Source organism: Prevotella fusca JCM 17724 (assembly GCF_001262015.1).
In the GTDB taxonomy this organism is placed as follows: Bacteria; Bacteroidota; Bacteroidia; order Bacteroidales; family Bacteroidaceae; genus Prevotella; species Prevotella fusca.
In genome coordinates this window covers 43,267-66,131 of the sequence record NZ_CP012075.1, presented here as the reverse complement: position 1 = coordinate 66,131, position 22,865 = coordinate 43,267, and the positions used below count along the sequence as shown (strand labels likewise).

Below are 22,865 nucleotides of genomic sequence, written 5' to 3'. Positions count from 1 at the left end.
ATTATTCAACCTTGAACTTAGCAAACCAACGCTCATTGAAAGTCAAACCAACGTTGATGCGGAATGTGTTCTCCTTGATGAGCCCAACAGCCTTCTGATTAACCCATTCTGCACTGATATTCAACATACTACGGTTGTTATAACCATTTATGATAGGAATACCAACACCGAAACTTGCCGAAAGCTCACGTGGACCTTCCTGTCCATTTATTCTCAAATAGGGAGTAGCGTAGCTGACACCTCCGCGGTAGTGCATGCGGCTGAAGAAGCCACGATAGCGTTCACCTTTACAATAGTCGCCACCGACAGTAAGTTTGTGGCGGTCAGTAAACTGCCCGTCAACAAGACTGTAGCTTGTCTTGCCATTGATGGTGATTAACTGTGGATATTGTATCTTCACCCACTTCTGCATCTGATAATCAACTCCAAACTTCAGACGGTTGTTGTGATTCCACATCAAGCCGACACCAAAGGTCTGAGGAATCTCAAATGCCTTTGACACAACATAACGGGTCGTATCAGAAACACTTGTCTGTGAGTTTGTTGAAATAATGCTGCACTCTGGCTCTGCCCCCAGATTATGTCCGAGAGAGTATGCAAGACCTAATGTCAGCTCATTCTTCTTGTTTATTGGGCAAGTGAATTGCGCCCCCAGGTCAACTTTATAGCTCTTCACTTGTGCTGTATAGTTCTTTGACAAGGTGTTTACATAACTGTCACTGTATGTATTTGTTGAACTACGATTCAGTGTTCCCCACAAATATGAGATGTTTGCACCGAAAGCAATTCCCTTGAAAGGTTCCCAGCCTGCACCTAAATAAACCATGTGCAGACCTCCATTGCCGCTATAAATATTAGAATAGGTGGCATTTGGAGAAGATGTGCTTGGGAAAGCATTGACATTTTGTGTATTGCTGAAGTTGTAACCGACATTCGAGTAAGGCAGGATACCAAAACTAACGCCTACATGCTTGAATACTCTGAATGACGCAGCGACATATTCAATATCAGCATTGTGTGCATTAACCTTGTTGCCGTTCTCGTCAAAGTTAGTCAACTGAAGGCTGACGCCAGCATCAAAGATGAATGAAAGAGAGTCAACAGAGGCATATGACGCCGGGTTCATATAGTTCACCTGATTATGCTCATGAAAGCCGTATGCCAATCCGTTCATACCACGGTTAAAACCTGTTGCCTGAGATGCCAGAGCTCCTAAACCGTACTGGCTATATGGAGAATTAGTTCCACTCTGGGCAGAGACTTGTACTGTAAGTCCTGCAAGGAACACTGCTGCTATTATCTTTTTCATTCGCTTTTATTTCTTATGCTGACTATGCGTCTAAACGATATAATGGCGCAAAGTTATTAAAAAAAATCTATATAGCAGAAAAACAGTAAGGGATTTTGATTTTTAATAAGCTTTCTTTGTGCTCTCACGCTTTTTTACTATCTTTGCGGTCAAAATGAAAAAGGGATTATTATATATTGTACTGACTTTACTCCTGTCTGTGGTTAATGTAACAGCAGGAGCACAGTCTATGAGCAACGCTGACAGTGTTCAGATTTCCCTTTTAACCTGCTCTCCGGGTAAAGAAGTCTGGGCGCAATACGGGCATACGGCAATTCGTTATTACGACAAGCAGAATGGAGAAGATTTCGCCTTGAATTACGGGATTTTTTCATTTGAACAGTCTTATTTCATCCTTCGTTTTGTTCTTGGCATGACAGACTATCGGCTGGGCGTACAGTCTATGGATATGTTTCTTGCACAGTATAGCTATGAGGGACGGGGTGTAACGGAACAGGTATTGAACTTGTCTTCAGACGACAAGCAGCTTATACATAAAGCATTGCAAGAGAACCTGAAGCCTGAAAATGTGATCTATCGTTACAATTTCTTTTACGACAACTGTACAAGCAGGGCACGTGACATGATTGTCAACCACCTGCATGGCAAGGTTGTATATCCTGCTGTTGACAAGGATGCTACGTTCCGTTCAATGATACATGAATGGAACAACAAATATGAATGGTCACAATTCGGAGAAGATTTATTGCTTGGCGTTAATGCAGACCACAAAACAACAAAGCCGGAACAGCAGTTTCTGCCAGAGAATCTAAGGAACGATTTTGACAAAGCAACTTACAATGGAAAGCCTTTAGTAAAGGAGACAAACGAACTATTGGCAGCTGAAAAAGAAGTGGAAGAGCCTGCTTTCCCACTCTCTCCATTATCTATAGCACTGATTTTTGCAGCTATCAGCATCATAATGATGACCTTCAGTTATCGAAAACAGCAGTTTTACCGGGCTTGGGATGCAGCTTTGATGCTTACTTCGGGCTTGATGGGCATCATCTTCTTTATAATGATTTTCTCTCAACACCCATGTGTCAGCTTGAATTTCATCCTGTTCTTCTTCAATCCTCTTCCTCTGTTCTTCCTTTACAGTACGGTTAAAAAGAAGAAAAGTACTTGGTGGAAGATATGGGGAATTCTGATTGTATTGGGATTTACAGGAAGTCTTTTCCAAGATATTCCTGTGCCAGTATTAATTGTGGCATTATTCTTGCTATTACATTGCATATTGCATTTACGAATCAATAAGTCGGTCACCACTGCGGGTGGCTCAAAGAGATAAAAGATAATGAATAAGTACATCACCGCTTTACTTGTCGTTCTTGCGGCAACAGGAGTAGAGGCGCAGAGCTATCAGTCTGCGCTGAAGATTGCATTGGGTGATGTCAACATCGAAGACCTGTGCCATCAACAGGCATTCAAAGGCGTAGAGCAGGACATACTGTCAATTCTTGAAACCTTCAAGCAGATTAAAGAGGACGAAGACATTGAACCTGCACAAAGCAAAGCAATATTCGTTACAGATTTATCTGACAAGTATTCTACAGAACTAAATTCTAATTCAAACAATAACCAAGAGCAGCAACTCTTTCTTCCGAACCCCTCCTTGAGGACTGGGATTAAGATTCGTGCCCCCAGTGCCATATCTTAATGTAACAGGAGTATTCATCGGAATATACTGACGTGATAACAAAGACAATTTGGGGTTCATACAACCTCGATGCAAATAAAAATCAATCATCCAAGGAATATAATACAAGTTTAAGGTTTCTGACTTAGCAGAACAGGGCTGACAGGTATTCATTACCAGACTTACCAACCCTTTGTAACAATATTACAAAGCCTTTGTAATACGATTACAAGCCCTTTGTAACAACATTACAAGCCCTTTGTAATACGGCTACAAAACACAGGTAACATCATTACCAACCTCAAGGCATCAGCTAAGACTTCAAAAAACAGAATCCCAAACTGGGTATAACATATAATCGGATTAGCATAAAACAAAAAGAAATGAATTTCAATAAGATATTAAAAGCACTTTTCGGAGATAAATCAACACGTGATATGAAGTTGATTCAGCCATACGTAGACAAGGTAAAGGCTGCGTACCCGGAAATCATGTCACTTAGCAATGACGAGTTGCGTGCAAAGACAAAGGAAATACAGCAATATGTCCAGGATGCCGGCAAAGAACAGCGTGAGAAGATTGCAGAGCTTCGTGCAACGATAGAAGGAACACCGATTGATGAGCGCGAAGTCATCTTCAACCAGATAGACAAACTCGAAAAAGAGGCTCTTGACAACTACGAGAAGGCACTCGATGAGGTTATGCCCGTGGCTTTCTCTATCGTCAAGGATACGGCACGCCGTTTCGCTGAGAATGAAGAGACGGTTGTAACAGCAACTGACTTTGACCGTGAACTTGCTGCCGACCCATCCAAGGACTTTATTACTATTGATGGCGACAAGGCTATCTATCATAATCATTGGACCGCCGGTGGCAATGACTTGAAATGGGAGATGGTACATTATGATGTACAGATTTTCGGTGGTACAGTTCTTCATCAAGGTAAGATTGCCGAGATGGCTACTGGTGAAGGTAAGACACTTGTTGCTACCCTGCCGGTATTCCTCAACGCCCTTACAGGCAATGGTGTTCACGTCGTAACTGTCAACGACTATCTGGCAAAGCGTGACTCTGAGTGGATGGGGCCTCTCTATATGTTTAACGGTCTTTCTGTTGACTGTATCGACAAGCACCAGCCAAACTCTCCTGCACGTCGCAAGGCTTATCAGGCAGATATTACTTTTGGTACCAACAATGAATTCGGTTTCGACTATCTGCGCGACAACATGGCAGTATCACCAGCCGACCTCGTACAGCGTCAGCACAACTATGCCATTGTCGATGAGGTTGACTCCGTATTGATTGATGACGCACGTACACCTCTTATCATCAGTGGTCCTGTCCCAAAGGGCGATGTCCAGATGTTCGAGGAGTTCCAACCATTGGTACAGAGCCTTTATGAGGTTCAGCGCAAGCAGGCAACAGAACTTCTTTCCGAGGCTCGTCATAAGCTGTCTGAAGCACAGAAGAATGCCAACGACAAGGCTGTTTGTCAGAAATTGATGGAAGAAGGTTTCCTTGCCCTTTACCGTTCGTTCAAGGCACTGCCTAAGAATAAGGCACTTATCAAGTATCTTTCAGAGGAAGGTATCAAGGCAGGTATGCTGAAGACCGAGGAGTATTACATGGCAAACAACAACCGTGAAATGCCAAAGGCTATAGAGCCTCTCTACTTCGTAACAGACGAGAAGATGAACTCCTGCGACCTTACTGACAAGGGTACAGCATGGCTGGCTGCACAGGTGAAAGATGACAAGCTCTTCGTATTGCCTGACATTGCCACAGAACTCTCTGCACTTGAGAAACAGAAAGATGAAAAGCTCATTGACGAGCAGACATATATCGACCAGAAAGATGCCATGATGGCTCATTACGGCGTTCAGAGTGAGCGTGTTCATACCTTGCAGCAGCTTTTGAAGGCTTACACCATGTTCAACAAGGATGACGAGTATGTTGTACTGAATGGCGAGGTCAAGATTGTCGACGAGCAGACAGGTCGTATCATGGAAGGTCGCCGCTGGAGCGACGGCTTGCACCAGGCTGTCGAAGCTAAAGAGCATGTAAAGGTAGAGGCCGCAACACAGACCTTTGCAACCATTACCTTGCAGAACTACTTCCGTATGTATCACAAACTCTCTGGTATGACCGGTACAGCTTCAACTGAGGCTGGTGAGTTCTGGGACATCTATAAGCTGGATGTCGTTGAAATTCCTACCAACCGTCCGATCCTGCGTAAGGATATGGAGGACCGTGTTTATAAGACAGCACGTGAGAAGTACGCAGCTGTCATCGACGAGGTTGAAGCAATGAGAAACCAGGGACGTCCTTGTCTTGTTGGTACAACATCTGTCGAAATCAGTGAGCTCTTGAGCAAGATGCTTAATATGCGTAAGATTCCACACCAGGTGTTGAATGCCAAGCAGCACTTGAAAGAGGCGCAGATTGTAGCCGAGGCCGGTCGTTCAGTAGATGGTCTTGGTGCAGTAACGATCGCTACCAATATGGCAGGTCGTGGTACTGACATCAAACTTTCACAGGAAGTCAAGGAAGCAGGTGGTCTGGCTATCATTGGTACAGAGCGTCATGAGAGCCGTCGTGTAGACCGTCAGCTGCGTGGTCGTGCCGGTCGTCAGGGTGACCCGGGTTCATCAGTATTCTATGTATCACTTGAAGATAAGCTGATGCGTCTCTTCGGTTCTGAGCGTATTGCCAAGGTAATGGACAAGTTGGGATTTGAAGATGGTGAGCGCATTGAAAGTTCTATGATTTCAAACAGTATCGAGCGTGCACAGAAGAAAGTCGAGGAGAACAACTTCGGTATCCGTAAGCGTCTGTTGGAGTATGATGATGTCATGAACAAGCAGCGTACGGTTATCTACGAGAAGCGTCGCCATGCACTGATGGGTGAGCGTATTGGTATGGACATCTCCAACATTATCTGGGACCGTTGCTTGAGTATCATCGCAAAGAATGACTACGAGGGCTGCAAGGAAGAGTTCCTGAAGGTTCTTGCAATGGAATGTCCTTTCACAGAGGAAGAGTTTACGAGCGGCAACACAGATGAGCTTGCAGAGCGCAGCTTCCAGGCAGCCATGGAGGCATTCACACGTAAGACTGAACGCATCCAGACTGTTGCATGGCCTATCATCAAGCAGGTATATGAGAATCAGGGCGCATTGTATGAGCGCATCATGGTTCCTATCACCGACGGCAAGCGTGTTTACAACATTCCTTGCGACTTGAAGGAAGCCTACGAGAGCGAAGCAAAGTCTGTTGTCAAGCAGTTCGAGAAGGTTATCCTGCTCCATATCATTGATGATGACTGGAAAGAGAACCTCCGCCAGCTGGATGATCTCCGTCACTCTGTACAGAATGCTTCTTACGAGCAGAAAGACCCGTTACTCATCTTCAAGCTGGAGAGTGTGAAGCTGTGGGACAACATGATTGACGACATGAACAACCGCACAGCAAGTGTACTCATGCGTGGTCAGATTCCAGAGATGCAGCCAGCTGACGAGATTCAGGAAGCTGCACCGGAAGAGCGCACACAGCAGTACAAAGAGGAGAAGGTTGAACTCAATGACCCAGGTCAGGTTGCTGCAGCACAGCAGGATACCCGCGAAGGAGCACAGCAGGTAAACCACACTCCATATCGTGCGGACAAGATGCCACGTCCGAACGACCCATGTCCATGTGGTAGTGGTAAGAAATTCAAGAATTGCCATGGTCGCAATATCCGTTAATAACCTTATAAAGAAATTCGGGGATAAGGCAGCTGTGTCTATCCCCGAATTTTATTTCCCTTCCAACGAGCTTATTGGCCTCGTTGGTAATAATGGTGCAGGAAAGACAACACTTTTCCGCTTAATACTTAACCTCATCAAGGCTGACAACGGCGTCATAAACTTCTGTCTGGCTGATGGTGATTCAAGTCTGCATGGAGAAAAAGTAAAGGACAGAGAAACTCTGGTTTCCAATCTTGAAGAATCATGGAAGAGTTATATCGCAGCCTATCTGGACGAAAGTTTCCTTATTGATTTCCTCACACCAAAGGAATTCTTTACTTTCATTGCAAAGGTCAACAATATCGTAGAGCAAGAAATGGAAGAACTGTTAAACGACTTCCATACTTTTCTTGGTGACGATATTCTTGACAACAGGAAGTATATCCGCGAGCTTTCAGCAGGAAACAAGCAGAAAGTCGGCATAGCTGCCACCCTACTCTCTTGTCCGAAGTTCGTAATCCTTGATGAGCCTTTCAACTTCCTTGACCCAAGCAGTCAGAACCAATTAAAGAAACTCCTGACTGCATACAAGGAACAACATCAAGCCTCTATTCTAATTTCGAGCCATAACCTACACCATACAATAGATATAAGTGACAGGATTGTACTGATGGAGAACGGCTCTATTATAAAGAACATTGCAGAAGTTACTGAAGAATCTATAAAAGCTCTTGAGAACTATTTTCTCTTATGAAGGAAATCACATTGTGCTCAGAACCTTCCTTTAACTTATCTCCCAAGAGATTAAGGATTGCACTGATTTTCTTTTAGAGTCATCCTCTAAAGGCTAAGGGGCTATTCACATCTATCCCCTTGTGTCTTTCCAAACATCGGTAATCATCCAGGTGCTCTATTTCCCACCAGGCAAGACATCAGCATTCATAACACCAAGATGACAATTTAGGGACTCAAAGAGTCCGTATTCCTGCATTTGTATGTAAGTTTGCATCTTGTTTAAACTTAGTTGAAAACATATCACAAACATCAGGAACATGAAACGTAAAACGTGGCGTAAATATCATAAATGGATTGGTATCGTAATCACATTCTTCTTAATAATGTTCTGTCTGTCAGGCATCATACTCAATCATCGCCAGTGCTTTTCCGACATCAATATAAGCCGTGGGCTATTACCGGACCAGTACACTTTCAAGCAATGGAACAATGGGCTTTTACGTGGTACACTACGCTACAAAGATACGGACGGACATGACATTGTACTCATATACGGCACATCTGGTATAATACGGACTGACACAACAGCATCACATTTCACGGATTATAACCAAGGATTGCCCACGGGTGCTGACTATCGGCAGATAAGAGGAATGGTCGCAACACCGCAGGGCGACCTCTTTGCAGCCAGTATCATGGGGCTATATAAAACAGGTAAACATGCGCATTGGCTGTCAGTACCTCTGCCAATGACGGACGATGATGAGTTGTTGACAGATATAACCACACACGGCGACACCCTTGTCGTGCTCTCCCGTTCTCATCTTTATTATGCCATAGCACCTTACAAGAGTTTCACACGGCTTGACCTACAGGCACCTGAGGGATATGAAAACAAAGTATCGCTCTTCCGCCAGATATGGCTTTTGCACAGTGGGGCTTTATTCGGCACCGTAGGGAAGTTCCTCATGGACGGAATATCCATTGTCCTCATCGTCCTCTGCGTGACAGGTATATGGTTCTGGCTACGCCCAAGGAGTGTCCGCATTCTGCGATGGCACACAAAAACAGGGATTTATACATTCTTCCTCACGCTTTTTATCGCATTGACCGGATGGGCATTGCGTCCTCCTGTCATGATAGCTCTCGCTACGAACAGCACACGCCCATTGCCGGGAACATCCTTGGACAATGACAACGCCTGGTTTGACAAACTGAGAATGATTCGTTATGACGAACAGCTACACGACTGGCTTCTCTCAACTTCTGAGGGATTCTTCTCCTTACGTTCCTTCGACAGTAAGCCACACAAAGTGTCATCGCCGCCTCCAGTCAGTGTGATGGGACAGACAGTGTGGCAGCGTGACTGTTATGGAAGATGGCTGATTGGTTCTTTTGACGGGCTTTATTCCTGGGACAGGAACAGTTGTACAATCATTCCATACGAGAACTACATGACATCCTCACCCCGCATACCGGGTACAGCACCAGACGGACAAACCATTTCGGGCTATAGTTCAGACTTTACAAATAAGGAATGTGTCGTGAGCTACTTCAGCGGAACACCATTTGCAAACCAGCCCGAGGAACTGGAAAACAAGCCTATCTCACTTTGGAACCTTGCCTTAGAGATACACACGGGCAGGGTCTATGCTGGTGCATTAGGTTCTTTCCTCTTCATCTTCATGGCAGGACTACTCATTGTGTTCGTAATCGTATCTGGCAAGAAGCTATAGAAATATTACAAGCAGGCATTAGTTGGGAAACAGGTTACACTAAGGTGTTACCAAGATGTAACACTGTGAAAAGCAGTATCTAACAAACTGTTTTCCAACTAATGCCTGAAATCACGGTGCTGTTTAATCTCCAAGGATTTCTTCAGGTTTCTCTACAAACAGACTTGCACCGTGTTCTAACAGGAAATCCTTGTCACGAAACCCCCAAAGTACGCTGATACAAGGCAATCCGCAGTTCTTTGCCGTCATTACATCCACATCACTGTCACCGATATATACCGCACCTTCCTTCGGAGCATCCAACTGGCGAAGTGCCTCCAGCACTGTATCGGGAGCAGGCTTCTTCCTGATTGTCTCACGCTCGCCTATTGCCACATCTATCATATCAGGGAAAAAATGGCATGCAAGTTCCTGTGTTGCTGCATAGAACTTGTTGCTCACGATGGCCAGTTTCTTGCCACGCCGCTTCAACTCGCAAAGCAACTCAGGAATACCATCGTAGGGACAGGTAGTATCAAGGTTATGTTCCATGTAATGTTCGCGAAACCTGGCGTATGTTTCCTCAAACTTAGGATTCTCAACACCACCGGGAACAGCACGCTCCATAAGCAGTCTGACCCCATTTCCCACGAACATACGCACCTCTTCCACAGTACGTTCCGGCATACCAGCCCAACGAAGCGCATAGTTTGTACTTGCGGCCAAATCGCCTAACGTACTCAGCAACGTCCCGTCTAAATCAAAGATATATGTATCAAATTCTTTCATTATCCCTTTATTTACTGCAGACAAAATTACACAATAATACAGACAACAAACTATCTTTTCTCTTAAATTTCAAAAAAGAACCCATCAAAGTTGCCTGTCATTGCATGTTTAATACATTAAAGTTGTAACTTTGCAGCCCTAAGATATAAAGTAAAGACGATGACAAAAACTAAAGGAAAGAGCAAGGGATCAACCTCCCGACGGATCATTGTTGCCATCCTTGCCGTACTGGCAGGTGTGGCTTACTTTCTTTTCTTCTCGGGAATGTCCCGCACTGGGAAGGAATATTACCTTCTCATAGACGAGGATGACAATATAGACTCTGTCTACGCCAAACTACAGCCACTCTCTACGCCTCATGGCTTCTGGGTATTCAAACAGCTTGCAGGCGTCATGGGGTATGCTGACAACATCCGGGTCGGCAGATTTGCCGTAGGTTCATCAGGCTCACTGCAGACATCCCGCCACATTATCAACGGACTGCAGGCACCTGTCAAGATCACAATCAAATCGGTAAGAACCATTGACGACCTTGCTACAGACGTTAGCGGAAAGATGATGTTCACACGCGCCGAACTCCTTTCAAGACTCAAGTCAAAAGAGACCTGCAAGAAATACGGCTTCACGCCTGAGACCATCCCGGCAATGTTCATCCCTAACACATACGACTTCTACTGGAACACAACAGTCGATAAGTTCCTCGACAAGATGAGCGAGGAAAACAAGAAGTTCTGGAATTCTGAACGGAAAGAGAAGACAAAGAAGGTTGGACTAACACAAAGTGAGGTCGTAACGCTTGCAAGTATTGTAGACGAAGAAACCGACAACGAAGCTGAAATGCCTGACATTGCAGGTATGTACATCAACCGTCTGCACATCAACATGCCGCTGCAGGCTGACCCGACGGTAAAGTTTGCAACCAGAAACTTCACAGCCCGCCGCATCTACCAGAAGTGGCTCACGGTTGACAATCCTTACAACACCTATAAGTATCGTGGGCTTCCTCCCGGACCTATCCGCATCCCGTCAGTTGCAGCCATTGATGCTGTTCTGAACTATGTTCATCATGACTATATCTATATGTGTGCAAAGGAGGATTTCAGCGGCACGCACAACTTTGCCAAGACTTACGAAGAACATCAGGTGAATGCTGAGAAATATGCCAAGGCTCTGAACAAACGCGGCATCAACTAATCAGAAGATGCTGGAAAGGAAAAAGCAAAAGCAAGGAAAGGGTTTGAAATAACCTTACAAAACATATAGCGTTTCCGTATCTGAAAAGCTGCCAGAAGCTCCTTCATTCTCAGATTCACAACCAACAGATAATCAAAGCATTTCAAAACAGTACAAGAAAAGGTGCTTAGTTGGACTCCAACTAAGCACCTATCGGACATCAATCAGTGCTTAATTTGAACGTAACAGGTCATCTGTTGATTTTCCCAACATAACTTTTTTATTACATAACCAGCATAGAACATTCAAGTTTCAGAACCTAAAGACTATGCTATACTTTCTATCAAAAGCCATATATTTAATAAGGTGACTATGCCTGCCAGTGAATAAAGAAATACCATATTCAACCTGCTGTTGGCATACTGTCCCATTACACGCTTTGACGAGGTCAGTCCAACCTGCAGGAAAACAGTGAAAGGAAGCTGGACAGAGAGGAACATCTGTGAGATAATGAGCCCCTTGAACGGGTCACCGATAAAGAATATCATCAGAAGCGCAATACCCAACGAAAGGACTATACCCACGATGGAGTGCGTGTCTTTTGCATTATACGACTCGCCAAACAGCCCCGAGAAGATACTACCAGCCGCCATTCCACTTGTAATCGTACTTGAAATACCTGCCAGCAGCAAGGCTATTGCGAAGATGTTTGCGGCATTGTCACCCAGCAAAGGCTGTAACATAGCCTGTGCCTGTGAAAGTTCATCAACATGCTGACCATGCGAGAAGAACGTACTTGCTGCCAGAAGAATCATGGCAGAATTGATAGCCCACCCCACAATCATGGAGAAAAGCGTATCAATAAACTCGTACTTCAGCATGTGGCGGATGCGCTCGTCTCCCTTCAAGTGAATCTGACGGCTCTGTACAATCTCTGAATGGAGAAACAGGTTATGGGGCATTACAACAGCTCCCAATACACTCATGATAATCAAAAGTGAGCCTTGCGGCACTGTCGGCACAAATGCTCCCTCAATTGCTGCGGGCCAGTGAATATCGACAAGGAAAAGCTCATAGATAAACGAAAGGCCTATCATGGACACAAAACCAATGATGGCACGCTCCATCTTCTTGTAACTGTTGGTGAACAGCATGATAAGTACAGCCACTGTCGTCAGCACAGAGCCTGTCGGGATACTTATTCCAAAAAGCATCTGCAAGGCAATAGCACCACCGAGTATCTCTGCCAACGAGGTGGATATACTGGCAAGGATCGCACTTACAATAATCGGACGCCCCACCCACTTTGGTGCATACTTCACAGCAGCCTCGCTCAGACAGAGACCTGTCACAATTCCCAAGTGCGCTACATTGTGCTGCAAGGCAATGAGCATAATCGTTGAAAGTGTCACAACCCACAACAGCGCATAACCATACTCTGAGCCTGCGGCAAAGTTGCTTGCCCAGTTGCCCGGGTCGATGAAGCCGACGGTCACAAGCAGGCCGGGACCGATAAACTTAAAAATATCCAAGGCACCCAAAACCCGTGGATGATCCTTGCGTCGTAGTTCTTTAAATATATTCTTCATTTTTCTCAAGTTTTATGCAAAGTTACAATATCTATATGAAAAACAGCAGGAGAAAGAAAGAATAATAATTGAGTTCTACTTTCTGCCGTATAGTAACACCTTGTTTTCCATCCATTTAGACAACAAAACAGTACAAACCGTAAAACAGGAAAAGCCATAAATACTTATATGTACAAACAAGTTGCAAATTATAATATAATTCCTAAGAACACTGGAGAAAACATAAAAGATTTTTATTTAAAAAGAGCATAGAAAAAATGCAGATTGTCATATAAAATGACAGAAGCCATAAGTGCTGGAAATGAGAAATGCCCAACGCTTCACAGCGACGGGCATTCAATCTCAATAGGTATTAGTTTCTTTAAGGTAAAAAGATTGTATTCAGGATAACGATTGCAAAGATAAGAGAATATTTTTATACGAGCAAACTTTTATGCAACTTTTTTGTTCAAAACAAAGCAATTATTATATTACAGAATCCGCCTTCCACCTCGCTGTTTCACGTCTTTTGTGACATACTTGCGAAAGGGAACGGAAAGCATGTTTCATTCTGTTACAAAACCGCCTGCAAACATATCAGAACAACACGTAAAGACGCTTTGCACAAAGTGTCGTTCAGAATATATGTAAGAATATTCACCATTATTTAGGTTCTTCCGTTAAATACGTAGATTGGAAACAGAATAAAGGCTTATACGCTTGAATGGTATGACTATCCAAAATCAGATGGTTTTACAAAGGGGGAATAAACTACAAGATAAAATGCAGAAAAGGCAAATAAACACGATGTCTACCCGTTACTATGTCTTTCCGCCTTCTACAAACGGCTTATCCCCATGTTACCCAACATTTGTAAACTATTTTCATACACCCTAAAGCTAACACATGGTCTTTTGGCTTTGAAAAGACGCCCAATTGACTTGCAATAGATGCCCTTTTGAGGTCTAACTGACGCCCTTTTGAAGTCCAATTAAGCACCTTTTCTTGCACGACTTTATAACTAACTGATTTACTGTTGGTTGCAAACTTGCTTTTTACACGTGTTTTAGCCTTTATCTGCAGGTATTTTACCCGAAATTATGTCATGATTTTTCAAATCCTTATCTACGTTTCTCAAAGTATCAACATGAAAAGATTTTCTGTGTCGGAGGATGACAATAGAAAAGACAGCCAAGACAGTCTTGCCTGTCTTTTTGTATAATGCATAACTTCGGTTCTTTTGTTAAAGCTATACGAAAAGTATCCATGCATTTAACGGAAGAACCATTATTTATATAGTAAAGTCTGTCATAAACGAGAAAAAATAAGTAACTTTGCAGCATAATAACAAACAAGAAAATATGACTACAATAGAGAACAACACCAATGAGGAGAAGCGTAGCTTGAGCTTCGTTGAGCAACTGGTTGAGGAAGACCTCGCAGAAGGTAAGAACGGAGGACGTATCCAGACACGTTTCCCGCCAGAGCCAAACGGCTATCTCCACATTGGACATGCAAAGGCTATCTGCATGGACTTCGGTGTAGCTGAACATTATAATGGCATCTGTAATCTTCGCTTTGATGACACCAACCCAAGCAAGGAGAATACAGAATATGTAGAGAATATCCTTCATGACATCAGCTGGCTTGGCTTCAAGTGGGGCAACATCTATTATGCCAGTGACTACTTTGAGAAACTGTGGGAATTTGCTCTATGGATGATAAAGAAAGGACTGGCTTATGTTGACGAGCAGACTTCGGAAGAAATTGCAGCACAGAAAGGAACACCGACCACACCAGGCATCCCATCACCTTACCGTGACCGCCCTGTTGAGGAGAACCTCGCACTGTTTGAGAAGATGAACACAGCCGAGGCTGTCGAAGGAAGTATGGTACTACGTGCAAAGCTCGATATGGCTAATCCTAACATGCACTTCCGTGACCCAATTATGTACCGGATCATTCAGATTCCACATCATCGTACAGGCACAAAATGGCATTGTTATCCGATGTATGACTTTGCACACGGACAGAGTGATTACTTTGAGGGAGTCACCCACTCTATCTGTACACTTGAATTTGTTCCTCACCATCCGCTCTATGATAAGTTAGTAGACTTCCTGAAGGAAAGTGACGGCACAGCGGATAACCTCAAAGACAACCGCCCACGACAGATTGAGTTCAACCGCTTGAACCTTACCTATACAGTAATGTCAAAGCGTAAACTCCATACACTTGTCGATGAAAACCTCGTGAAGGGATGGGATGACCCACGTATGCCGACACTCTGCGGTATGCGCCGTCGTGGCTATTCTCCAGAGTCTATCCGCAACTTCATTGACTCAATTGGCTATACCAAGTTCGATGCACTTAATGACGTAGCCTTGTTGGAGGCTGCTGTACGTGATGACCTGAACAAGAAAGCAACACGTGTGAGTGCTGTACTCGACCCTGTGAAACTGGTTATTACGAACTATCCAGAGGGCAAGACTGAGGAGATGGAAGCTATCAACAATCCAGAGAATGAGGCTGATGGCACACATACCATAACCTTCTCAAAGAACCTTTGGATTGAACGTGCAGACTTTATGGAGGATGCACCACGAAAATTCCAACGATTACGTCCTGGGAAAGAAGTACGTTTGAATAATGCATACATTATTAAATGTCCAGAAGTTGACTATTGCAAAAAAGATACAGAAGGAAATATTATAGAAATCTATGCAGAATACGATTCAGAAACACGTAGTGGAACTTCTGGATCAGATAGGAAAATCAAGGGAAAAACTCTCCACTGGGTTAGCGCAGACCATTGCTTAAAGGCTGAAGTACGTGAGTACGACCGTTTGTTCAATGTTGAGAATCCTGCTGCTGACGAACGTGATTTCCGTGAACTTCTCAACCCAGAGAGCCTAACCGTACGCACGGAGTGCTACGTTGAGCAGTATCTCTCCGAGAAAAAGCCCGGCGATTATCTACAGTTCCAGCGTACGGGCTACTTCATGCTTGACCCAGACACAACCGATAATCACCTTGTATTCAACAAGACTGTCGGTCTGAAGGATACCTGGGCTAAGAAAGCCAAAGCATAACAAAAAAGCAAGATTTGGACATATACTATCACAGCGATAAGTTCAAGCAGCTGCTCCGCAGATACGAAGCACTGCAGGAAGGCAACATCAGCGAGTTCCTCGACCCAGAGGAACTGACTGATGTTGCTGAGTATTATCACTCTGTCGGTGAGGAAAACAAAGCCATAGAAGCTGCCGACTATGCTGTCAGAATGTACCCGACTGCCACTGCCCCACTCGCTTTCAAGTCACGAATGGCATTGCTTATTGACAACAATCCACAGCTTGCCGACGAGATTGCCGAGACAATTATTGACAAAAGCGACCTCGACTACCTCTATCTGAAGGCAGAAATCATGATTGCCGAGAACAAGGTCAGTGCTGCAGACATCTTCCTTCAAACCCAGTATGATGAAACCATAGCCACAGAAGACCGTGAGGATTACATCCTTGATGTTGCAGTCCTATTCGCAGATTACGAAGAGACGGATTACGCTGAGAAATGGCTGAAACGCTCGACGATGACTGATGACAACGACTATAAGGAACTTCATGCACGTATTCTCAAGAGCCACGGCAGATATGAAGAGAGCGAATCCATCTTCAATGAACTACTTGATTCCAACCCCTACTCTGGTCCTTACTGGAACCAGCTGGCACAGAATCAGTTTCTTAGAAATGACATCCAGGATTCAATCACGTCAAGCGAATACTCCATTGCCATCAATCCAGATGATGATGAAGCCATCCTCAACAAGGCTAACGGACTCTTCACACTTGGCAATTACGAGGAATCACTGAAGTATTACGAGCGTTACAAGCAGCTCTGTCATAACCAGGATACCAGCGTCATAGATGTTACCATCGGACATATTCACCTCATGCAGGGACATGCAGCCGAAGCACAGCAGTGCTATCAGCAGGCTTTATCCGAGTCAAAAGACAAATCACTGACCCTCATTCACATTGGCATATCGGCTTTCGACAACGGATATGTCGAGTATGCCTACCGCATCTTCATCAGTCTGTTGCCAGAAATGGACGATGACTGGGACATAGGATTTGCTTATCTTGCACGCTGTTGCTACGAACTTAAGAAGGAGAAAGAATACAGGACATATCTGCAGAAAGCCGTTGAACGAAACCCTGAGGAATGTATTGAAGTACTTTCCGACCTTTATCCGGAAGGTGCAAATCCACAGGACTACCTCACCGCCAACGTACTATAACAGAACAAATAAACAAGAAAATTAATTAACAACACATCATTATGAGCTTTATAACAGCCTTGCTCTCACAGCTTAATTATGGCACCATCTTTTTCCTGATGCTTCTTGAAAGTACGGTTATCCCTGTACCATCAGAGCTGGTTGTCGCACCTGCAGCCTATCATGCAGCTGCAGGAAACCTTAACATATGGTTGGTAATTCTCTTTTCAACATTGGGAGCCGACGTTGGTGCAACTATAAACTATCTTGCAGGATGGTATCTTGGCCGTCCTATCATCTACAAGTTTGCCAACAGCAAATGGGGACGTGCCTGCCTGTTGAATCAGGAAAAAGTTGAAAAGAGCGAGAGATATTTTGACAAGCATGGTATGATTGCCACTATCACAGGACGTCTCCTGCCAGGCATACGCCATCTTATTTCCATCCCTGCAGGACTGGCTAAGATGAACTATTGGAAGTTCCTGCTATATACCACGCTTGGTGCAGGTGCATGGCACAGCATTCTTGCTTTTCTGGGACACTACATGCACTCTTTTGTTCCAGAGAATCAACTTCACGATAAGATTTTAGAATATGGTGAATACATCAAAATCGGCTTGATAGTCCTGGTCATCATTACCTGCATCTACTTCATCGTTAAATGGTATATCAGAAAAAACAGAAACAATAATAACCAGACAGAAAGGGCATAACGCTGCCTGCTGGTATTCAACTTTTAAAATCCCTTATTATGATTTCAAACGAAAAATACATCGAAGAAATTGCCAACGGACAGCTTCTTTCTGACGAGGAAGAGCGCACATTGGCTGAAAGAATAAAGGTTGGAGATGCAAAAGCTCTGGAGAAACTGACCAAATCCAACTTGAAATTCGTTGTTTCTCTGGCACATCAGTACCGCAACCGGGGATTAGGAGAAGATGACCTCATCAGCGAGGGAAACATAGGTATGATGCATGCGGCACAGAAATTTGACGGTTCAAAGGGTGTACGCTTTGTAGTTTTTGCAGCTCCCTATATCCGTTCCGCCATGGAAGAGGCGATAAAAGAACAGGCTGCACTCTACAAACTGCCTAAGACTGAGAAGAGTAAGTTTGAGCAGAAACGCTCACATCCCATCTCAATCGACCAGCCCGTACCTGTAGGAAGCAATAACAACTTCACACTGCAGCATGTATTGGAGAATGACAACGCACAACATGCCGACGAACATCTCAACCAGGAAATTCTCAGTGCTGAAATTCAAAAGGGGCTGGATGTTCTTGACGAACGTGAGAAAAGCGTCATCACATATATCTATGGTCTGACAGGAGCCCATTACACCATGTCTGAGATTGCTGAACACATGGGACTGAAGCGTGAGCGTGTGCGCCAGATTCGCGACAAGGCTTTGCGTAAACTGCACAAGAAAATGAAATAGACACTGTTCGGAAAAGAAGAACAGAGGTAAAAACAAAGGTTCTTAAAAGACAGATATATGGACTCAGAAATGATGAATATTTCACATTGAGACTATATACATTGCATGACAGGCATCTATGCATTTAACGGAAGAATCAAAAAAAGAGCCATGTCCAACTCTAATAAGGAGTTGCGACATGGCTCTTGGGATTTGTAGATTATAAAACGTTACTTTTTCAGAAGGTTCATTATAGTTTTAACACATCCTCTTACTAAACATTTGCAGGTCTATTCCATTTTGACAAGCTATTAACCGCCAACATGTATCCTGCCAGGCACTCCACTATTTCGGAGAAATAGGAAGAGGTCTTAGAACCTATCTATTAGAAATGTATTCTGAAGTCGATACCCATCTGGAAAGGATTGCCCATCTGTGCAAATGTGTATCGAGTACCAGTAGCAGCACTCTGTACGGCAAAGGTGTTATACTTTGTATCCGTCAGATTACGAACCCATAGATTGACATGTAATGGTCCGAAGTCAGCATCAGCATGAGCACCTAAGACAGCATAGAAGTTCTGACCGATGGTATTCTGCTCATCCCAATAGATCTTTCCCTGCGAAGCAAGGTTCAAACCTACTGTAACACTACGCAGATGGAAGCGGTTTGTAGGATCAAGCAAAGCTGCCGGGTCTACATCTATACGATAGTCTGCACTTGCCCCGAGGGTATGCTGGGGTACAAACGGCACACGCTTATTCTTGTAATCAACTGTTCCGACTCCAGGAATCGAATCCCTATACTCATCAAAGCGGGCACTTGTAAATCCATAGCTGAGAGCGTATGTGAGCCTGTTATCCAGCGCACCACCACGGAGAGTTGTCTCCAGACCGCAGGAATGACTGCGACCCGCATTCGTCATCACTCGTCCGAAACCATAATTGCCAGCCATAACAGAGAGCTGCTGGTTATGTATCTGCATATAGTAAGCTGCAAGGTCAAGATGAAGCTGGTTGTTGAAGAGATTAAGATGTGCCCCAGCTTCATAGTTCCAGCTTGTCTCCGGCTTATACTCTATGGTCTTTGCAATACGCTCATAATAAGCCTCATCATGTGCAATATCAACATCCCCACGTGCCTTATTTGCCGCTTGTGACGTCTCAGCCTGAAGTACATCAGAGAACATCTCAAAGTTATAACCACCTGCACGATAGCCCTTTGACCATGTTGCATAGACATTGCTACCATTCTGAAGGCGATAGGTCAGTCCCATCTTTGGCAGAAACTGCTTGAAGTGGTTATGCTCACGATGCTTCAACATGGAAGTGATGACAGGGTTTAACTTTATACCCATCACATTCTCCTGCAACGCCAAACGAGATGACGTTTCATAATCGATACCTACTCGGGAGTAATCATAACGCAAGCCCAAAGTTGCGGTGAGGCGTTCCGAGAATTCTACATTGCTCTCATGATAGACACCGAAATTGAGTGTCGGGGTGCGGAACACACCCGGCACAGGCTCCATCGTCATGTTTATGTTGACACCGCCTGCCCCGGCAATCGCCGCTGCAGCACTTGCACGGGCGGTTTTATTGGCAAGTTCCTCCGACATACCACCTGCTATCAAACCTTGTGCTATACGGCGTGCCATGGCATTAAGCATACCATTATAGGCATAACTCGTTATCTTTTTTGAAAGATAGGTGTTCATATCCTGACCGAAGTAAACAGGAGCTGTGATTTTCAACCACTGATAAGAACCGAAAGCACCGAATGTCCAGTGCCATCTGCTGTTATTACGGCTCTTGACAGAAAGTTCCTCAACCAGAGCATTTCCATGCTGCCGTTGAACAAGATGTATAAAATCCTGTGGACGATAATCAATATCCATGAGCATATAGTCATGGAGATATTGCCACGAGGTCATAGAATTGATGTCAAAACCATTGCCCATATACTTGATTCCCACTCCTGTGTTGAGGATATTCCGACGGTAATTGCTCTGCCGGTTCTGGTTGGGCATCTGTGTTCCGGCCTTCAGCCCATAAAGAGGTGAAGTGATTGGTGCAGATGCTATCTCATTCTCGGTCACAATCTGACCGTATGGAAAACCATTCTGTCGGGTAAACTGATAATCAGCCATGAAATCAAAGGTCAGCCTGCCCGATGGATTCCACAAGAAGCGACCTTTTCCACCAAATTCATTAATAAGGTCGGCACGTGTCCCATCAAACTGGTTACGGAAAAAGCCATTCTGTCCTCCATAGAATCCAGCCAATGAGAAAGCAGTCTTGTCATTCAGCTTCTCATAATGGCTCGCTTCTATCTTGCGAAGGAATTTCGTACCGACAGAAACCTTAACGTCTGTTCCCTGATAACGGAAGGGATTACGACTATAAAGACGAATCAGTCCGCCTTCAGTATTCATACCATAGAGTGTCCCCTGTGGACCATGTAGAACATCGACACGGTCAATATCATACGCATGAAAGTTGAAAGCACTCTTGCTCAATATCGGCATACCGTCCACATAGATACCTACGGCTGGCGAATAAACACGGGAGCCGATGCCACGCATATATATAGAAGAGGTGTAACGGCTGCCATGTTCTGGCATGACGAATGAAGGAACAAACGTCGAGAGCTGGCGTGCGTCCTGCACATTGAGTCCGTGAAGCTGGTCGCCATTGAAAGACGTACTGCTCAATGGCTGCTGCCGAAGACGAAATGCCTCCTTGGGCTGTTCTACAACCACAACTTCGTCAATGTCATACACTCGGGAGGAATCTCCTCTTTCATCAATATTATCAGCATGTACTCCTATGGGCAAAAATGACACCAACAAGAGAACGATACCAAGTTTTGATTTAATCATACAATCTTGTCCTAATGTTCTTATGCAAATGTTAACGTTGGCAAAGGTAAGAAGAAAATATATAACACGCAATCCTTATTTATTAGGAATATAGCGATTCGGACATTAAAGAGCAAACACATAAAAGGGATAAGAAATGAAAAAAGGGGAAACCCGATTCATCTGCCCACTCACTCTAAATTGTAACATAATAATCAAAGACTAAAAACCAATACATGATGAATTGGACTTGAATTAACGCCCTTTTGGCTTCTAATAGATGCCCTTTTGGCGTGTTACTAACGCCCTTTTGAAGTCCAATTAAGCACCTTTTCTTGCAGCACTTTGTAACTATTTGACTACATGATAATTACGAGAACACAAAAATGACCGTTTTTACCCTTAGAACCGAGTAAAAAACAGTCATCAAATTGTAAATATATTTCTAAACCAACAGATGATTATTTGCAGATAGAAAACCTACTATTTCTCCTTTTTTCTGCGTTCTTTAGCTATTCATTCACAGCCCCACATTGTGGACATCTCCCTTTCCTGTGAAGGCGTACACCACAGTTACCACAATAATAAGTCTCGCTGCTCTTACGCAGATAGACACGGAAAGCATAATAGATGTAGGCGATGAGAAGCGGATAACCTATATAATATAAGGTAAGCACGGAGAAAACAATGTAATTCACTGCACATACCGCACCTAAACCACTAAGATAAAGTAAGGTGTCGCCCGACCTCAACAGTCTCCGCACGTCATCAATAGTTGCAATACCGATAATAAGCATTGCCCACACAAGCACCAGGAAGATGTTGAGCAATAAGGGTTGTGAGAAGGGGTTGAGCGAGGGATGGAAGTAAAACTCACGCCACGTCTCGGGTGCAAAGAGCTGTATGCTGGCATAAAAGGCGGCAGAGAGTGCCACGATGACGGCTAACAGCGTGGGATAGAACGAGCTGATGTCGTTAAAATGTACAATATGTGCATTCTTCTTCAATATCTTACGAGCCAGATAGCCTACGCCTATAACTGATATGATAATCAGAAAGATAAGGAGGTGAATATTGGAAAAGGTTGAGATGAACTGCGAAATAGGGTCAGCAGGGTCAACCTTTTTCAACAGACGACCTTCATGAGTCCAGCCAAAAGCATAATCTTCCGTGGCTATCTGCACCCACACCGAGTCCTGTTTATCATTCGGAAGAATACGGATGTCAGCCACAACAACCTCCTTTCCTTTCTTCACGGCAAAGGAATCTGTCGTCATACCGTTGACCGCTTCCTCAGGTTGCTGGCGAAGAAGCATCAGCGAATCTGATACTACGACAAAATTGAATCCCTGCGAGTAATGGTGCTTTATCCGGAAAGACAATGAGTCAACCTTGCTTGTCATACCTTGCCATTCATCCTCCGCACTGTCCTTTTGCTTCAAGATAGAGTCGCCTCCAGCCTCTATCTTACGGGATATCTGTGCTTCCTGAATACTGTCTGACAGACGGAATGAAGACGGTGTCTTCTTATGATAACAACCCGTCAGCAATAAATTCAACCCTATCAACAGGACAAACAAAACAGAACAATATCTTTTCATATTAGCATCAAATCTT

General features: G+C 44.1%; 15 protein-coding genes. 10 read left to right on the top strand and 5 right to left on the bottom strand.

The genetic code is table 11. From position 1 onward, the window contains the following. Position 1: 1 nt before the first annotated feature. A complete protein-coding gene (locus tag ADJ77_RS07640; RefSeq protein ID WP_025077375.1) occupies positions 2–1,309 on the bottom strand; it encodes a hypothetical protein in 1,308 nt (435 codons plus the stop codon). A gap of 154 nt (positions 1,310–1,463) precedes the next feature. Between ADJ77_RS07640 and ADJ77_RS07635 the strand changes: the two genes are divergently transcribed. The 5 genes from ADJ77_RS07635 (at position 1,464) to ADJ77_RS07615 (ending at position 9,183) form a co-directional block, all read left to right on the top strand. Then, on the top strand, positions 1,464–2,639 hold the full coding sequence (locus ADJ77_RS07635; protein WP_025077374.1) for an Lnb N-terminal periplasmic domain-containing protein: 1,176 nt from the start codon (positions 1,464–1,466) through the stop codon (positions 2,637–2,639). A 6-nt stretch (positions 2,640–2,645) separates the two neighbouring features. Then, positions 2,646–3,008 (top strand): hypothetical protein, encoded by a 363-nt coding sequence (locus ADJ77_RS07630; RefSeq protein WP_025077373.1) that lies wholly within the window; start codon positions 2,646–2,648, stop codon positions 3,006–3,008. A 362-nt stretch (positions 3,009–3,370) separates the two neighbouring features. Further along, positions 3,371–6,730, top strand: a complete 3,360-nt coding sequence (secA, locus tag ADJ77_RS07625; RefSeq protein WP_050696244.1) for a preprotein translocase subunit SecA — start codon at positions 3,371–3,373, stop codon at positions 6,728–6,730. Then, positions 6,711–7,466: an ATP-binding cassette domain-containing protein gene (locus ADJ77_RS07620; protein WP_025077372.1), complete on the top strand. Its 756-nt coding sequence runs from the start codon at positions 6,711–6,713 to the stop codon at positions 7,464–7,466. Before secA ends, ADJ77_RS07620 begins: the two co-directional genes overlap by 20 nt. Before the next feature lie 298 nt (positions 7,467–7,764). Continuing rightward, positions 7,765–9,183: a PepSY-associated TM helix domain-containing protein gene (locus ADJ77_RS07615; protein ID WP_025077371.1), complete on the top strand. Its 1,419-nt coding sequence runs from the start codon at positions 7,765–7,767 to the stop codon at positions 9,181–9,183. Positions 9,184–9,306: 123 nt separating this feature from the next. Here ADJ77_RS07615 and ADJ77_RS07610 read toward each other — a convergent pair whose 3' ends face one another. Beyond that, on the bottom strand, positions 9,307–9,951 hold the full coding sequence (locus ADJ77_RS07610) for an HAD family hydrolase (RefSeq protein ID WP_025077370.1): 645 nt from the start codon (positions 9,949–9,951) through the stop codon (positions 9,307–9,309). Between the two features lie 159 nt (positions 9,952–10,110). Between ADJ77_RS07610 and mltG the strand changes: the two genes are divergently transcribed. Continuing rightward, a complete protein-coding gene (gene mltG / locus ADJ77_RS07605) occupies positions 10,111–11,145 on the top strand; it encodes an endolytic transglycosylase MltG (RefSeq protein WP_025077369.1) in 1,035 nt (344 codons plus the stop codon). A gap of 305 nt (positions 11,146–11,450) precedes the next feature. Here mltG and ADJ77_RS07600 read toward each other — a convergent pair whose 3' ends face one another. Next, positions 11,451–12,713 carry an Nramp family divalent metal transporter gene (locus ADJ77_RS07600; protein ID WP_025077368.1) on the bottom strand — a complete coding sequence of 421 codons (1,263 nt, stop codon included), beginning with the start codon at positions 12,711–12,713 and terminating at the stop codon, positions 11,451–11,453. Positions 12,714–14,053: 1,340 nt separating this feature from the next. Between ADJ77_RS07600 and ADJ77_RS07595 the strand changes: the two genes are divergently transcribed. Genes ADJ77_RS07595 through ADJ77_RS07580 form a run of 4 tightly spaced genes read left to right on the top strand, consistent with a single transcriptional unit; the run spans position 14,054 to position 18,409 of the window. After that, positions 14,054–15,784 (top strand): glutamine--tRNA ligase/YqeY domain fusion protein, encoded by a 1,731-nt coding sequence (locus ADJ77_RS07595; protein WP_025077367.1) that lies wholly within the window; start codon positions 14,054–14,056, stop codon positions 15,782–15,784. A gap of 14 nt (positions 15,785–15,798) precedes the next feature. Then, positions 15,799–16,992 (top strand): tetratricopeptide repeat protein, encoded by a 1,194-nt coding sequence (locus ADJ77_RS07590; RefSeq protein ID WP_042740766.1) that lies wholly within the window; start codon positions 15,799–15,801, stop codon positions 16,990–16,992. A 41-nt stretch (positions 16,993–17,033) separates the two neighbouring features. Then, complete coding sequence (locus tag ADJ77_RS07585) at positions 17,034–17,684, top strand: DedA family protein (protein ID WP_025077366.1); 651 nt, start codon at positions 17,034–17,036, stop codon at positions 17,682–17,684. 38 nt (positions 17,685–17,722) lie between these two features. Beyond that, on the top strand, positions 17,723–18,409 hold the full coding sequence (locus ADJ77_RS07580; RefSeq protein WP_025077365.1) for a sigma-70 family RNA polymerase sigma factor: 687 nt from the start codon (positions 17,723–17,725) through the stop codon (positions 18,407–18,409). A gap of 364 nt (positions 18,410–18,773) precedes the next feature. Here the strand turns inward: ADJ77_RS07580 and ADJ77_RS07575 are convergent, their stop codons facing one another. Together ADJ77_RS07575 and ADJ77_RS07570 are read right to left on the bottom strand one after the other, a co-directional pair. Next, complete coding sequence (locus ADJ77_RS07575) at positions 18,774–21,269, bottom strand: TonB-dependent receptor (RefSeq protein ID WP_050696243.1); 2,496 nt, start codon at positions 21,267–21,269, stop codon at positions 18,774–18,776. Positions 21,270–21,760: 491 nt separating this feature from the next. Further along, a complete protein-coding gene (locus tag ADJ77_RS07570; RefSeq protein WP_025077364.1) occupies positions 21,761–22,849 on the bottom strand; it encodes a zinc ribbon domain-containing protein in 1,089 nt (362 codons plus the stop codon). Between the last annotated feature and the right edge of the window lie 16 nt (positions 22,850–22,865).

What these genes read in the sequence shown, in the direction of transcription:
- ADJ77_RS07600 (WP_025077368.1), bottom strand. Translation starts at nt 12,713, where the DNA reads ATGAAGAATATATTTAAAGAACTACGACGCAAGGATCATCCACGGGTT.
- ADJ77_RS07575 (WP_050696243.1), bottom strand. Translation starts at nt 21,269, where the DNA reads ATGATTAAATCAAAACTTGGTATCGTTCTCTTGTTGGTGTCATTTTTG.
- ADJ77_RS07615 (WP_025077371.1), top strand. Translation starts at nt 7,765, where the DNA reads ATGAAACGTAAAACGTGGCGTAAATATCATAAATGGATTGGTATCGTA.
- secA (WP_050696244.1), top strand. Translation starts at nt 3,371, where the DNA reads ATGAATTTCAATAAGATATTAAAAGCACTTTTCGGAGATAAATCAACA.
- ADJ77_RS07635 (WP_025077374.1), top strand. Translation starts at nt 1,464, where the DNA reads ATGAAAAAGGGATTATTATATATTGTACTGACTTTACTCCTGTCTGTG.
- ADJ77_RS07570 (WP_025077364.1), bottom strand. Translation starts at nt 22,849, where the DNA reads ATGAAAAGATATTGTTCTGTTTTGTTTGTCCTGTTGATAGGGTTGAAT.
- ADJ77_RS07640 (WP_025077375.1), bottom strand. Translation starts at nt 1,309, where the DNA reads ATGAAAAAGATAATAGCAGCAGTGTTCCTTGCAGGACTTACAGTACAA.
- ADJ77_RS07595 (WP_025077367.1), top strand. Translation starts at nt 14,054, where the DNA reads ATGACTACAATAGAGAACAACACCAATGAGGAGAAGCGTAGCTTGAGC.
- ADJ77_RS07610 (WP_025077370.1), bottom strand. Translation starts at nt 9,951, where the DNA reads ATGAAAGAATTTGATACATATATCTTTGATTTAGACGGGACGTTGCTG.
- ADJ77_RS07580 (WP_025077365.1), top strand. Translation starts at nt 17,723, where the DNA reads ATGATTTCAAACGAAAAATACATCGAAGAAATTGCCAACGGACAGCTT.
- ADJ77_RS07585 (WP_025077366.1), top strand. Translation starts at nt 17,034, where the DNA reads ATGAGCTTTATAACAGCCTTGCTCTCACAGCTTAATTATGGCACCATC.
- ADJ77_RS07620 (WP_025077372.1), top strand. Translation starts at nt 6,711, where the DNA reads ATGGTCGCAATATCCGTTAATAACCTTATAAAGAAATTCGGGGATAAG.
- mltG (WP_025077369.1), top strand. Translation starts at nt 10,111, where the DNA reads ATGACAAAAACTAAAGGAAAGAGCAAGGGATCAACCTCCCGACGGATC.
- ADJ77_RS07630 (WP_025077373.1), top strand. Translation starts at nt 2,646, where the DNA reads ATGAATAAGTACATCACCGCTTTACTTGTCGTTCTTGCGGCAACAGGA.